The 12,551-nt window shown below is 61.7% G+C and carries 13 protein-coding genes and 1 pseudogene; 6 read left to right on the top strand and 8 right to left on the bottom strand.

Features of this window, described 5'->3' with window-relative positions; translation table 11 throughout:
• Window positions 1-149, bottom strand: a pseudogene (locus Q7U29_RS13440) (4-hydroxyphenyl-beta-ketoacyl-CoA hydrolase); the annotation flags it as partial.
• Window positions 150-284: 135 nt separating this feature from the next.
• On the opposite strand from Q7U29_RS13440, the gene Q7U29_RS13435 reads away from it, so the two are divergent.
• Window positions 285-761, top strand: coding sequence for a MaoC family dehydratase (locus Q7U29_RS13435; protein WP_304742138.1), 477 nt, complete (start codon window positions 285-287; stop codon window positions 759-761).
• A gap of 13 nt (window positions 762-774) precedes the next feature.
• Window positions 775-1,209 carry a MaoC family dehydratase gene (locus Q7U29_RS13430; protein ID WP_304742137.1) on the top strand — a complete coding sequence of 145 codons (435 nt, stop codon included), beginning with the start codon at window positions 775-777 and terminating at the stop codon, window positions 1,207-1,209.
• Window positions 1,210-1,263: 54 nt separating this feature from the next.
• Here Q7U29_RS13430 and Q7U29_RS13425 read toward each other — a convergent pair whose 3' ends face one another.
• The 4 genes from Q7U29_RS13425 to Q7U29_RS13410 are packed head-to-tail and all read right to left on the bottom strand — an operon-like array spanning window position 1,264 to window position 6,807.
• On the bottom strand, window positions 1,264-1,470 hold the full coding sequence (locus Q7U29_RS13425) for a hypothetical protein (RefSeq protein WP_304742135.1): 207 nt from the start codon (window positions 1,468-1,470) through the stop codon (window positions 1,264-1,266).
• Window positions 1,471-1,478: 8 nt separating this feature from the next.
• A complete protein-coding gene (locus Q7U29_RS13420) occupies window positions 1,479-4,619 on the bottom strand; it encodes an efflux RND transporter permease subunit (RefSeq protein ID WP_304742134.1) in 3,141 nt (1,046 codons plus the stop codon).
• Window positions 4,616-5,692, bottom strand: a complete 1,077-nt coding sequence (locus tag Q7U29_RS13415) for an efflux RND transporter periplasmic adaptor subunit (protein ID WP_304742132.1) — start codon at window positions 5,690-5,692, stop codon at window positions 4,616-4,618. Before Q7U29_RS13415 ends, Q7U29_RS13420 begins: the two co-directional genes overlap by 4 nt.
• Window positions 5,689-6,807 carry an efflux RND transporter periplasmic adaptor subunit gene (locus Q7U29_RS13410; RefSeq protein WP_304742129.1) on the bottom strand — a complete coding sequence of 373 codons (1,119 nt, stop codon included), beginning with the start codon at window positions 6,805-6,807 and terminating at the stop codon, window positions 5,689-5,691. Before Q7U29_RS13410 ends, Q7U29_RS13415 begins: the two co-directional genes overlap by 4 nt.
• A gap of 290 nt (window positions 6,808-7,097) precedes the next feature.
• Here Q7U29_RS13410 and Q7U29_RS13405 point away from each other — a divergent pair, with 290 nt between their 5' ends.
• Window positions 7,098-7,235, top strand: a complete 138-nt coding sequence (locus tag Q7U29_RS13405; protein WP_304742127.1) for a hypothetical protein — start codon at window positions 7,098-7,100, stop codon at window positions 7,233-7,235.
• A gap of 308 nt (window positions 7,236-7,543) precedes the next feature.
• Here Q7U29_RS13405 and Q7U29_RS13400 read toward each other — a convergent pair whose 3' ends face one another.
• The gene (locus Q7U29_RS13400; RefSeq protein ID WP_304742124.1) at window positions 7,544-8,287 is read right to left on the bottom strand and encodes a sensor histidine kinase; all 744 of its coding nucleotides are present in this window, start codon (window positions 8,285-8,287) and stop codon (window positions 7,544-7,546) included.
• 129 nt (window positions 8,288-8,416) lie between these two features.
• Here Q7U29_RS13400 and Q7U29_RS13395 point away from each other — a divergent pair, with 129 nt between their 5' ends.
• Window positions 8,417-9,091: a TetR/AcrR family transcriptional regulator gene (locus Q7U29_RS13395; RefSeq protein ID WP_304742122.1), complete on the top strand. Its 675-nt coding sequence runs from the start codon at window positions 8,417-8,419 to the stop codon at window positions 9,089-9,091.
• 413 nt (window positions 9,092-9,504) lie between these two features.
• Here Q7U29_RS13395 and Q7U29_RS13390 read toward each other — a convergent pair whose 3' ends face one another.
• A complete protein-coding gene (locus Q7U29_RS13390) occupies window positions 9,505-9,942 on the bottom strand; it encodes a hypothetical protein (RefSeq protein ID WP_304742119.1) in 438 nt (145 codons plus the stop codon).
• A gap of 24 nt (window positions 9,943-9,966) precedes the next feature.
• Window positions 9,967-10,278: a hypothetical protein gene (locus Q7U29_RS13385; RefSeq protein WP_304742117.1), complete on the bottom strand. Its 312-nt coding sequence runs from the start codon at window positions 10,276-10,278 to the stop codon at window positions 9,967-9,969.
• 260 nt (window positions 10,279-10,538) lie between these two features.
• Here Q7U29_RS13385 and Q7U29_RS13380 point away from each other — a divergent pair, with 260 nt between their 5' ends.
• A complete protein-coding gene (locus Q7U29_RS13380) occupies window positions 10,539-11,708 on the top strand; it encodes a patatin-like phospholipase family protein (protein ID WP_304742154.1) in 1,170 nt (389 codons plus the stop codon).
• Window positions 11,709-11,749: 41 nt separating this feature from the next.
• A complete protein-coding gene (locus Q7U29_RS13375; protein WP_304742115.1) occupies window positions 11,750-12,541 on the top strand; it encodes an acetoacetate decarboxylase in 792 nt (263 codons plus the stop codon).
• The last annotated feature ends 10 nt before the right edge of the window (window positions 12,542-12,551 follow it).

Raw genomic sequence — 12,551 nt, 5'->3', positions numbered from 1 at the left:
TGCTTGTTCGGCGACTTGAAGTAGTCGGCCATCTTTTCCTGGAAATCGTCATAGCCGTCGTCGCCATGCATGCCGCAGGGCTCCTCGGCATGGGTGTGGATGTCGATCGCGACGACGTCATCGATATTGGGCAGCTTCAGTTTGGGCATGTTGTTTCCCCGGCAGAGCGGCTTGATTTTACACGGTCGTGAATTGATTATACTATATAACAAATTCCGCAAGGCGGCATGACGAGCCGGCATCATAATAGCGGCGGCCGAGAAAAACTAAAAAGGGAGGATGCGATGGCGCAGGCGGAAGCCTTCGAAACCAATTTCTGGAAACACGCCAATCTGCGCAAGGTCTGGGACGACATCGTCCCGGGCGAACCGCGCAAGACCATTCCCTACACCCTGACCCGCGACGCCATCGAACTCTACTGCGCTTCGGTCGGCGAGGACCATCCGATCTATTTCGACGAAGCCTACGCCAGAACCACCCGCTACGGCGGGCTGATCGCGCCGCCGTCGATCCATATCCTGCTGATGTTCGCCTGCACGCCCGCGGACGACTGGATGCGTTCGCCGGGCACCGTCAATGCCGGGCAGTCCTGGAGCTACAACATTCCGGCGCGTCCCGGCGATGTCATCACGCTGCAGGCCCGGGCGCTCGACAAGTTCATCAAGCGCGAACGGCTGTTCGTGGTGCACGACAATGTCTTCTTCAACCAGCACGGTGACGTGGTCTGCTCCGGCCGCGGCTGGACCATCCGGCCGGAATGAAGCGAGGGAAATCATGACCACCACATTTGAAAACCTCGGCGAGGGCGACACCATCGACGGGCCGACATTCGAAGTCAGCCGCGAATCCATCCGCCTGTTCTGCGACGGCTCGCTCGACTACAACCCGCTGCATCTCGACGACGAATACATGAAGGGCAGTTTCGGCAAGACCAATTTCGGCGGCATCATCATGCACGGCATGAACAACTTTGGACTGATCACGCGGATGCTGACGGACTGGGCCTATCCCGCCGGCGCCATCCACCGCCGCCTCGAAACCCGCTGGGTCAAGCCGGTGAAGCCGGGCGACACCATCCAGCCGACCGGAATCGTCAAGTCGAAGCAGGTCACCGCCAATTCGCGCTGGGTCCTGATCGACGTCATGGTGAAGAACCAGAGCGGCGAGAAAGTCGCGACCGGCGAGGCGATGGTGGAGTTTCCGAACTGAGGGGGCGGGGGTGAGCTGACGTCACATCCGCCGCAGTCGATCGGGCCGCGATGGTCACTTCTGCCGGCCGGCATCAGGCCAAAATGCTGTAGCAAATGCGAGGGAACGGCAGGCGACTGAGGGCGGAGTTTGCGTGCCGCACGGGCCGGGCACGCCCGGCCCCGACGCGGCCGAAAGGACGGTCGGCTTGAGGGTGGCGAAGAATGCAAGGAAAAACAATCCTCCGATGCCGAATAGAAAGAGACTGAAAACTTGCTTCATATCGGCTCCTATGCATTTTCCAGTTCGCGCTGAACGGGCGCCTCAGTTGAGGAGACAACTTGCGCTCCCGGGGCAAGCGTATTTTCGTGAATGTTCTCCGTTGCGGGCACCGGCTCCTTGATCCGGAACCAGGCGACATAAAGGGCCGGCAAGAACAGCAGCGTCAGAACCGTGCCCACGATGATGCCGCCCATCATCGCGTAGGCCATCGGCCCCCAGAAGATCTCGCGCGCGATCGGGATGAGTGCGAGACTTGCGGCAGCCGCGGTCAATATGATCGGCCGCATCCGATGCTCGGTTGCTTCGACGACGGCGTCCCATGCAGGCCGTCCTTCCTCCTTGAGCTCTTCGATCTGCACGATCAGGATCACCGAGTTGCGGATCAGGATGCCGATCAACGCCAGCACACCGAGGATTGCAACGAAGCCGAGCGGAGCTCCGCTTGGCAGCAGGGCCATGACCACACCGATCAGGGCGAGCGGCGCGACCGCAAACACCAGGAACAGCCGATGAAAGCTTTGCAGCTGTATCATCAGGATGGTCGCCATGATGAAAAGCATCAGCGGGACGACCGCCGCGATCGGGGCCTGGCTCTTCGCGCTTTCCTCGACCGAGCCTCCGATCGTGACCGAGTATCCCGCCGGCAGGCCTTTTGCGAACTCGTTCACCTTAGGCGCAAGTTGATCGACGACCGTCTTGGGCTGCGCGGTATCGAGAATGCTTGCCTTGAGCGTTATCGTGGGAATCCGGGATCGCCGCCAGATGGTGGGCTGCTCGACCTCATAGCGCAGTGTAGCCACGGCTCCGAGGGGCACCGATTGCCCGCCCAGGCCGATCAATTGCAGGTCGCGAAGTGTATCGATCGATGCACGCTCAGGCGCGGTCGCGCGGCCCATCGCATTCACCAGGTAAATGCTATCGCGCACCTGAGTGATCGTAGAGCCGGCGAGCACGCCGTTCAATGTCGTCGCGATGTCTTCAGAGCTCACGCCGAGCTGTCGCGCCTTGTCCTGCAGTACATCGACTTTGACGACGCGTGCGGGCTCCATCCAGTCGAATACGACATGATCGAGATGCGGATTGGCGCGGACGATGCCGGCGAGGTTTTGGGAAAGTTCCCTCACCTTGGCGATGTCGGGCCCGCTCAACCGATACTGCACGGGACGCCCGACCGGGGGGCCGACCTCGAGCAGTTTGACGAAAGTATCCGTACCGGGAAACGTCTTCTTCAGATAGGTTTCGAATTGTGCCTTGACGCGATCACGTGCGGCAATGCCACCCCTGGTGACGACGACCATTTGGCCGAACCAGGCGTTCGCCGTCTGTACATCGAACGACAGCACAAATCGCGGGGCGCCGGTTCCCACATAGGTCGACCAATGTTCGACAGCCGGATTGCCCTGCAGCTGTTCACGCTCGAAGCGAGCGGTCTGCGCATTCGTCTCGGTAATCGAGGCGTTCTGAGGCAGGTTCCAGTCGATGACCAGTTCGGCGCGGTCCGACGACGGAAAGAACTGCTGCTGCACGAAGTTCATGCCGAAGAGCGCAAGTGCGAAGGCCGCGACCGTCACCCCCACGGTGGTCCACCGATGACGCATGCAAATCAGAAGCAGACGGGCGAACATCTGCCCAAACCGGCCCTTGGAGTCATGATGGCCTTTGATCTTGGCGGGCAGAATCGTCACGCCAAGCAAGGGCGTGAACAGCACTGCGACGACCCACGACACGAGCAACGAGACGGCAATGACCACGAACAAGGTGTAGGTGAATTCACCGGCGTTGCTGGTGTTGAGGCCGATCGGAATAAACCCGGCTACGGTGACCAACGTTCCCGTCAGCATGGGAAGGGCCGTGGAGGTGTAGACGTGCGTCGCGGCCTTCTCCAGGGGATCGCCCAGTTCGAGCCGTGCCACCATCATTTCAACGGCGATCATGGCGTCGTCGACCAGAAGGCCGAGCGCGATGATCAAGGCGCCGAGCGAGATGCGCTGCAGTGAAATTCCGGCATATTCCATCACAACGAATGTGATCGCCAGCACCAGCGGGATCGCGATCGCAACGACCAGGCCGGCGCGGAGGCCGAGGCTCAGGAAGCTGATCCCGAGCACGATGATAACCGCTTCGAACAGAGCCTTCGTGAAACCAGAGACGGCGTGTTCGACCACGACCGGCTGATCGGCGACGAGATGAACTCCCAGGCCGATCGGCTGCTCGGCCAGGATCTTCGACATTTCCTCTTTCAGCGCCTCGCCGAATTTCAGCAAGTTCGCGCCCGACTTCATCCCGATCGCGAGTGCGATCGCCGGCTGACCGCTAAAGCGAAACACCATGGTCGGAGGATCCGCATAGCCGCGCGTGATGGTTGCCACATCTGTCAGCGGGAAGAACCGGTCGTTGACCCTGAGATTGATCGCCTTCAGGCTTTCCTCGGATGCGAATTGACCGTTGACCCGCACGCTGATGCGTTCCGGCCCCTCCTGGAACACGCCCGAGGGCGCGACGGCATTTTGCGCCTGCAATGATGAAACGATGGAGCGGGTGTCGAGTCCGAGCGATGCGATCTTCCGGGTCGAGAACTCCAGGAAAATTCTTTCATCCTGCGCGCCGAGGATATCGACCTTGCCGACATTCGGGACGGTCAGGACTTTTGCGCGAATGTCTTCGACGCGGTCGCGCAACTGGCGCGGGGTCAAGCCGTCGCTGGTGAAGGCGTAGATGTTGCCGAAGACGTCGCCGAAGCGGTCATTGAAGCCGGGACCCATCACCCCTTGCGGGAAATCGCCCTTGATGTCCGCGATCATGTTGCGCACGCGCGCCCAGGTCGGTGCAACGTCGGCAGCCCTTGTCGTGTCGCGCAGATAAACGAAGACGGTTGTTTGGCCCGCAACGGTGACGCTCTTGGTATAGTCGAGCGACTCCAGCTCTTCGAGCTTCTTCTCGATCCTGTCGGTGACCTGGCGGGTCATTTCCTCGGGCGAAGCGCCCGGCCACTGCGCTCCGATCACCATGGTCTTGATGGTGAAATCCGGATCTTCCTGCCGCCCCAGCTGCAGATAGGCGAACAGACCCGCCGCCATGAACGCGATCATGAAGTACCAGACGAGCGAACGATGTTCGAGGGCCCAGTCCGAGAGGTTGAAGGTCTTCATGGCGTGGCGTCCTGTTCGATGCGGACTTGCTGTCCCTGTTTGAGAGTATGAATTCCGGCAGTTGCGATGCGCGTTCCGGCGGCGAGACCGCCGGTGACCCGAATGCCTCTTTCGTCCTCGGCGAGATCGACCTTGCGGCGTGAGACCGTGCTTGTGGAAGTGTCGATGACCCAGACGAAAGTCTCGGCGCCCTCTTTGAGAACGGCGGACGCGGGCACTCGGAGAACTGAGCTGTATCCGCTGCTGAGGCTTGCCGTGATGGTGCTTCCGAGCCGAAAACTCTCAGGCGGATCATTCAAGGCGATGCGAACGCGGCGCATGCGTGTTACTTGATCGGCTTGCGGCGCTATTTCGCGAATTTGGCCCTGGACTTGAACGGCAGGAAGCAGCTGCAGGCTGGCGGTGAACGGCAAACCGACGGTCAAGGGCACGGGGAAATCCGCGCCAACATCGACCACAGCCTCACGGGCGTCCAGCCGCGCAACGGTCACGACGCTCTGCCCCGGCGCCACGACTTGTCCCACCTCGGCTTTCACGGCTGTGACGACACCCGCGAAATCGGACTTGACCCGGGTATAGCCCAGCTGCTCGATCGCCTTGACCAGGTTCGCACGGGCGCGGGCGGTCGAAGCTTGTGAGCCCGCGCGCACCTGCTCTGCATCGTCCAGCGTCTGCTTAGTCGTGGCGTCGGTCTTGATCAGGATCCGTTTCCGCTCCTCGGTCCCGGTCGCATTTTCAAGGAGGGCCTCGGCTTTCGAAAGATCCGCCTTCGCTGACCGTACCGCCAGCTCGAGGGCAGTGGGATCTACTGCTGCAATCGTTTGCCCTTCCGCAACCAGGTCTCCGACGTTGACTGGACGCGCGACAAGGCGTCCCAGCGCGCGAAACCCGAGATTCGTCTCATAGCGGGGCTGGATGGTGCCGACCGCCGCTGTGCTGCCGGTTGCGGTCGGTAGCAGAACGGTCGACAGCACGGGCCGGACAGGCTCCGGAGCCTTCACCTCCTGCTTGCATCCGGCCACCGTCAATGCCGAAGCGAGGGTGCCTGCAACAACGAGAAACTGCGTTCTCATGATCGATCCTCGCCAAATGTCACGGGTTGACCGGTGCTCAGCAGCTTGCCCCCGTCGATCACGACGCGGTCCCCAGGCTCAAGCCCTTGCTTGATCGTCATTGCTCCGGCTTCGTAAGCGCCGATGGTCACCGGCTTCAGGAATGCCTTCTTCGTCTTCGGGTCGACGATCCAGACGGCGGGCTTTGACCCCTCTGCCGTCAGCGCGGTCCACGGCAGCGTGATCTCCGCGGCCGGTTTGATCCCGGCGGTCCCCGCGATCGCGTTTCCGAGCGTCATTGCAGGGGACGGATCTTGGATAGCGACCTTCACGCGTACAGTGGAGCTCTTGGGATCGACGGCCGGTGATACCTCCCGGAGGTACCCCGTGGCGGTCACACCGGAGTCCGAGACCAGCGCCAGTGACACGCGGCCGTGCTCCACGTCGTCAAAGAACATCGATTCCGGAACATCGAAAACGGCGTCGCGCTCGCCATCTTGCGCCAGCGTGAAGACCGCTTGGGCCGCCTGCACGACCTGTCCAAGTTCAAGGCTTCGCGCAGTAATCACACCCGCCGCGCGGGCGTGCAGTTCTGTATCGCCGAGCGCTTCGCGGGCTCTTCCCAGCTCCGCTTTCGCCGATTCAAGCGTGCTCTGTGCGGTTCGCAATTGCTCCTGCGCCTGGTCGTAGGCGACGCGGGTGGTGAAGCCGTTCGAGAGCAGGGAGCTTTGCCGATCAAATGTCGCTTGCGCCACACGCAGCTGAGCCGCCGCCGCGGCCACGCCTGCGGTCGCGGCGTCAAAATCGGCCTGCTGCTCGGCTGGATCGAGCTGACCCAGGAGGTCGCCGGCATTGACGTGGGCGCCTACATCCACCAGGCGCGCAAGCACGCGCCCGCTTACACGAAAAGAGAGATCGGCGCTGAAGCGGGGCTGGACCTCGCCGGTCAGCGTCACGGTAGCCTGCCCATTTCGCGACTGCACGAGTTCGGTATGCACCAGCGCGGGGCGCTCGGCAGAAACATCAGAATTTTCCTTGCAGGCCGTCAGGAGCGTCGCCAGAAGCGCGAGTGCGGTGGCGGTGCCGATGGGCAGAGAAACGGCCCATGCGGGCGGGTAGGAAATGGGAACGTACAAGGGGGCCTCCTTTAATTAAACTATACCGTATAGTTTAGTTCCGACAAATGTCAAGTCTCGAAACCGGCTCTGGCGGAGGGATTGCGTTCCGCACAAAAGACTGGCCCCGGTGAAGACCGGGGCGCCATGGCTCGCATGGATCAGTTTTCGGGACAGACCAGAACGCGCCGGTGACCGTTTCGCCGGTATCCCGACACGTAGTAGCAGCCGTCATCGGAGGAGGCGTAGGATCCGCTATCGGCGTAAGCTGCAGCCGCCGCCACATCGGGCCAGTGCCGATAACCGCGGCCATGCCCGTACCCATAGCCGGCATAACCGCCTCGCGCGTAGTTCGCGCCGTAGGCCGCGCCGCGACCTTCGACCCCGCGGAAACCGGTCCGTCCGCCGCGATCGAGATTCTGCAATCCGGCGCCGCCGCCGAGACGTGAGAAACGAGGCCGAGCACCTGCGATATCGCGCGGTGGTGCGCCTGCGAGGTCGCGAGGCGCCAGGCCAGCGGGAGGAGTGTGCGGAGCACCGCCAGGACGAGGACCACCGGCGCCCGGCCCCGGAGGCGGGCCGCCGGGAACGAAACCTGGAGGCGGACCAGCGAGGGCTGGTGGCGGACCCGGTGGCGGACCTGGCGGAGGACCAAATTGGGCGAGTGCGGCACCTGGCGTCAGGAGTGCGGCGCCGACCATCGCGGTTGCGGACAGCATTAGAAGTGTCTTTTTAGGCATGGTGTATGTCCTTCGATCTAGACTTCTGGTCGGACGGCAATCGCCGTCGCTTGCCCGCTCGCCGAGGGCACGCGAGGCCGCGGCCCGGGGCGGCCGATTCTGGGGCGGCGGGAAGTCACGCGGTTGGCGCGCTGCTCGCGCCGCGTCAGAGGGAAGTCCAGGTCGAACGAGTTCCATGTCGGGCCGGAGGTACGGTCGATCCGGCCGCCCAGGCTCATGATCAGATCGCCGGCGACCCGAAGGCCGCGACCAAGCTTGATTCGACCCACGCCCGATCCATTGTCGGTGACTCGGCAGTTCACCCACGTATTTGCGCGCATCAGCTCAATCTTGATTTCACCGTTCCGGCCATCGAAATAGGCGTGACGGGCCGCGTTCGTCACGAACTCGTAGATGGCCAATGCCAGGCGCCAGCACCGCTCCGACTCCAGGGGCAGAATCTCAGCCGACAAAACCAGGCGAATATTCATGCGATCCAGCTTGGATCGGCTCAGCGCCAATCCCAACTTTCGAAGCTGGTCGCCGGCGTCCGCCAGCGTGTCGCCATCCGGCATCGTCAAAATGCTGTGGACCTGGACATGCTGATGAAGCAATTCGACGACGTTGCTCAGTTCCTCCTTGGCCGCGGCGTTGTCGGTCCAGACGGCCTTGTAGGTGACAAGGTTGATGAGCGAGGCGAACTCGTTCTTGATGCGATGATTGAGTTCGTCCAGAAGGGTGCGTCCCTCCAGGGCTGGCGTATAGGGTAGGGGATCGGCCACAGCAGGCTCCTGGTTATCCAAACTATACCGTATAGTTTATTTTACTTGTACTCTGATCGAAGCCGTGTCAAGCCGGAATGGTCAGCGAGCCTGGGCGCTCGCAGCATCGTGAATGCAGAGGTGAAGCCGATGGTGAACACGAACAATGATCTGAAGCGGCCGCGTCCGGGAAGGCCGCCCAAAGACCTTGCAGGTGACGTTAAAACCCGGATCCTCGATGCCGCCCAGCGGGTATTTCTCGAGAGAGGTTATCAAAGCGCCAGTCTCGACGAGATTGCCACGACGGCACCGGCGAGCAAGCCGACCATCTATGCTCACTTCCCCGGGAAGCAGGCGCTCTTCGAGGCGGTGGTGGCCCGTGTCGTCGAAGGACTGACGGATTTCGAGGACTTTGCGCCCAAGGGGCGCTCGGTGCAGGACAGGCTCGCCAGCCTGGGCATCGAGGTCGTGCAGCGGTTCATCGACGAGACCATCGGCATCACGCGCGCCACAATCGCCGAGGCAGACAGATTTCCGGCCTTGAGCCGCCAGGTCCATGAACACGGGCGGGACCGCGCCGCGGCTGCCGTGTCCAATATCCTGAACGGTGCCACCCACACGCTTGCGCGCGGCGCCAAGGGAGCCTTCGGTCCGAAACGAAGTGTTTCCACGGCGCAGATTTTCATGGATCTCGTTCTGCTGCCGATGATCATGCGGGCTTTGATGGGGGAGGGCGCAAAAGATCTGCGCAGCGAACTGCCCGCTTTCGTGCGCGAACGTGTCAGCTTCTTCCTGGCGGCCTGTGAAGCGGATTGGGGAAAGTGAGTCTCTTGCGCACTGTCATCGACAAGCGTTCGCGATTCTGGAATGGTGCGCCATTCTCGATCGGCGAGGGCTCCCGTTGAGCGGAGCAGGGCGGTCGAAAACAAGGCCTTGAGGGGGACGCCATCTCGGCGAACGCGTGGAAAGGTTGGCGTTCCGTCGCAACGGCTGGTCTCCATCCGCCAATGCCGGCCTCCACGCCGGCTTGTTGCGCTACCATCGCGCCGGCGGTGTCGAACACCACACGCTCAGGCCATTTATGATCCGTATGGATTCGAATCTTGATCTTCTGATCGAGCGGAACCCCGGCCTGTGGAGCAGAAGGTGCGGGGAAGCACCAGTTCGCGGCAAGAAGCGTCGCGAGCAAGAAGCTTCCTACCCACCCCAAATACTGAAACACCGGCATGATCAGAGCCTCAGCGGGCGTGAGAGGATAGCAGTTCGCAGCGGCAGGCCTCGCTGAAATCGCGCAACGGATCCATCTCGTTGATCAGGTCGAGCAAATCGACGAACGTCCTGTTCGGCGATAGATACGTGTTTATGATCAGCCGAGCCGCCTTTTCGGCGGCTTCAATCACGGCATCGCTCGAAAGGATCTTCATCCGCGCGATGAGAGCGTAGAGGCCGACGAGCTTCGAGACCTCCGACTTGTCATTGACGATCGCGTCGGCGTACAGCGTCGCTGCTTCTTCAATGAAGTCCTTGTAGAGTTCTTCGCGTTGGGACGTGGCCCGCACTGAATGGCGGAAACGGTCCTTGCGACGCTGGGTCACCCAGTTGGTGACAATCGAAGCCAGCGTTCCGGACGCCGACCCCGAAAACGACGCAATCGCGGGAATGTAGAACATATCCATTCTGGGTGTCTCTTTATTGCCGGCTCAATCGGAGTCTCGGGAGATCGCGGATCGAATTGGTCGTTCCGGCTTCACTCCCTTGGGGCTTTTGCTCACGAGCCCGCCGGCGCTTTGCTCGAACACCACCCGACACGCGTCGCTGAGATCGGAACCGTTCTGTCTCAGGCATCGCTCAACGCTGGTGGGATCGGGAATGTAACCAATGCAGAGCCGGAAGGCGTCCGGAGCACACGCCGCTCGCTGCTCCGGGGTGCCGCGATTTTCCTGCGCAGAGGCGGCTGTCGCGCAAAGCAACACTGCCATCGCCGGAATAGTTCGTCTGGTTTTTGAAATCATGTCGGATCACTTCTCTGATTGATCCCTGCGCAAGAAGACGATTTCAGCGATTTACCGCGCTCACAGAAAGCTGAGCGGGTCGCTTGACCCTTCTCCTTGACAGGCCTGCTTGCCCGTGGTTTATCCAAACTATACGGTATAGTTTAGTTCCTCGGGGCGGAATGTCAATCATCTTCTTTCCAGCCAGGACAACCTCTGGCGCAGGGGCGGAGATCGGCAATCCCGAGGGTGGTCCGAAATCATCAAACCAAGAGCACACCATGAATTCCCAGCTTCAACCTCACCTCTCGGCGGCGAAAAGACAGCTGCCATTCGACAGTGTGGTCCTGCTATTGCAGGGTGGCGGTGCGCTGGGGGCATATCAGGGCGGCGTCTACGAGGCGCTGGCGGAGGCCGATATCCATCCCAACTGGATCGCCGGCATCTCGATCGGGGCGATCAATGCCGCCATCATCGCAGGCAACCCGCCCAACTCCCGCGTCGATCGGCTGCGCGAGTTCTGGATGCAGGTGACCTCGGGCGCGCCCTGGTCAGGCAACCCATTCGTAGACCTCGCCCGGAGTGACGACGCGCGCAATCTCCTCAATCAAATGAACGCCGGTCTGGCTGCCGCATTCGGGGCAACGGGATTCTTCTCTGCACGGACCATCATGCCCTGGCTGCAGCCGGGCGGCACGATGGCTGCGACCAGCTTCTACGATACCAGGCACCTCAAGCAGACGCTGGAGCGCCTCGTCGATTTTGATCGCCTCAATGCCGGAATGACGCGCTTCAGCGCGGGCGCCGTCAATGTCAGGACCGGCAATTTCATCTATTTTGACACCAGCACTCACAAGATCACCCCCGAGCATGTCATGGCGAGCGGAGCGCTGCCGCCCGGCTTTCCGGCCGTCGAAATCGATGGCGAGCACTACTGGGATGGCGGCCTTGTATCCAATACGCCGCTGCAATGGGTAATCGAGAGCAACCCCCGCCGCGAGGACACGCTCGCTTTTCAGGTCGACCTCTGGAGCTCGCAAGGCGCGCTTCCGCGCAACCTCGCGGACGTCACCACACGTCACAAGGAGATTCAGTTTTCGAGCCGCACCCGTGCCAGCACCGGGCAATTCAAGAGCGTGCACCGGGTGCAGCGGGCCCTTGCAGCCCTGCTCCGCAGGCTGCCTGCCGATCTTGAGGAGAACGATGATCTGAAGCTCCTGAAATCGGTCGCCAGTGACAAGGTCTACAACATCGTCCACCTGATCTATCGGACCCGGAATTACGAGGGCCACTCGAAGGATTACGAATTCTCCCGCCTGTCGATGCAGGATCATTGGCGCGCGGGCTATCACGATGCCGTCCGCACGCTGCGCCATCCCGACGTTCTCGCTCGCCCTGCGAGCCTCGACGGCGTGTTCACGTTCGATCTCGAACGCGACGGTCGGGAATAAACAATCAACCGTTAAAGGCCAGACCCGAAGAGGATGTGAAGATGCGCGAGAAGGAAGTACTTGAACAGGCGTTCGCGATGCCGCTGACGAGTCCGTCATATCCGCCGGGGCCGTACCGGTTCGTCAACCGCGAATACCTGAATATCACCTACCGCACCGATCCGGCGAAGCTGCGCGCCGTGGTGCCCGAGCCACTCGAACTCGACCAGCGCGAAGCGCTCGTGAAGTACGAATTCATCCGCATGCCGGATTCGAACGGCTTCGGCGATTACACCGAAAGCGGGCAGGTGATTCCGGTCTCCTTTCGCGGCCGCAAAGGCAGCTACACCCACTGCATGTACCTCGACGATGAGGGGCCGATCTCCGGCGGCCGTGAGCTCTGGGGTTTTCCGAAGAAGCTGGCGAAGCCGACGCTGCGAACGGAGGTCGATACGCTGGTCGGAACCCTGGACTACGGCCGGCTTCGGGTGGCCACCGGCACGATGGGCTACAAGCATGGCGAAGCGGATCTGTCGCAGGTCAAGGCTTCACTTGAGGCACCGAACTTCCTGCTCAAGATCATTCCGCATGTCGACGGCACGCCGCGCATCTGCGAACTGGTCGAATACCACCTGGAGAATGTCACGATCAAGGGCGCATGGACCGGGCCTGCGGCGCTCCACCTGTCGCCTCACGCCTTGGCACCCGTGGCTGACCTGCCGGTCCACGAGGTGGTGTCCGCGACTCACATACGGGCCGACCTGACGCTCGGGCTGGGCAAGGTCGTGCACGACTACCTCCAGCAGCCAGGCCGGCGTCTCCTCGAAGCCCGCGAGATGAGTCTGGTCGGCTGAACATGAGGGC

This window comes from Bradyrhizobium sp. (genome assembly GCF_030654605.1).
In the GTDB taxonomy this organism is placed as follows: domain Bacteria; phylum Pseudomonadota; class Alphaproteobacteria; order Rhizobiales; family Xanthobacteraceae; genus Bradyrhizobium.
Note: the sequence above shows the minus strand (reverse complement) of the source record. Positions and strands in the feature narration are given on the sequence as shown.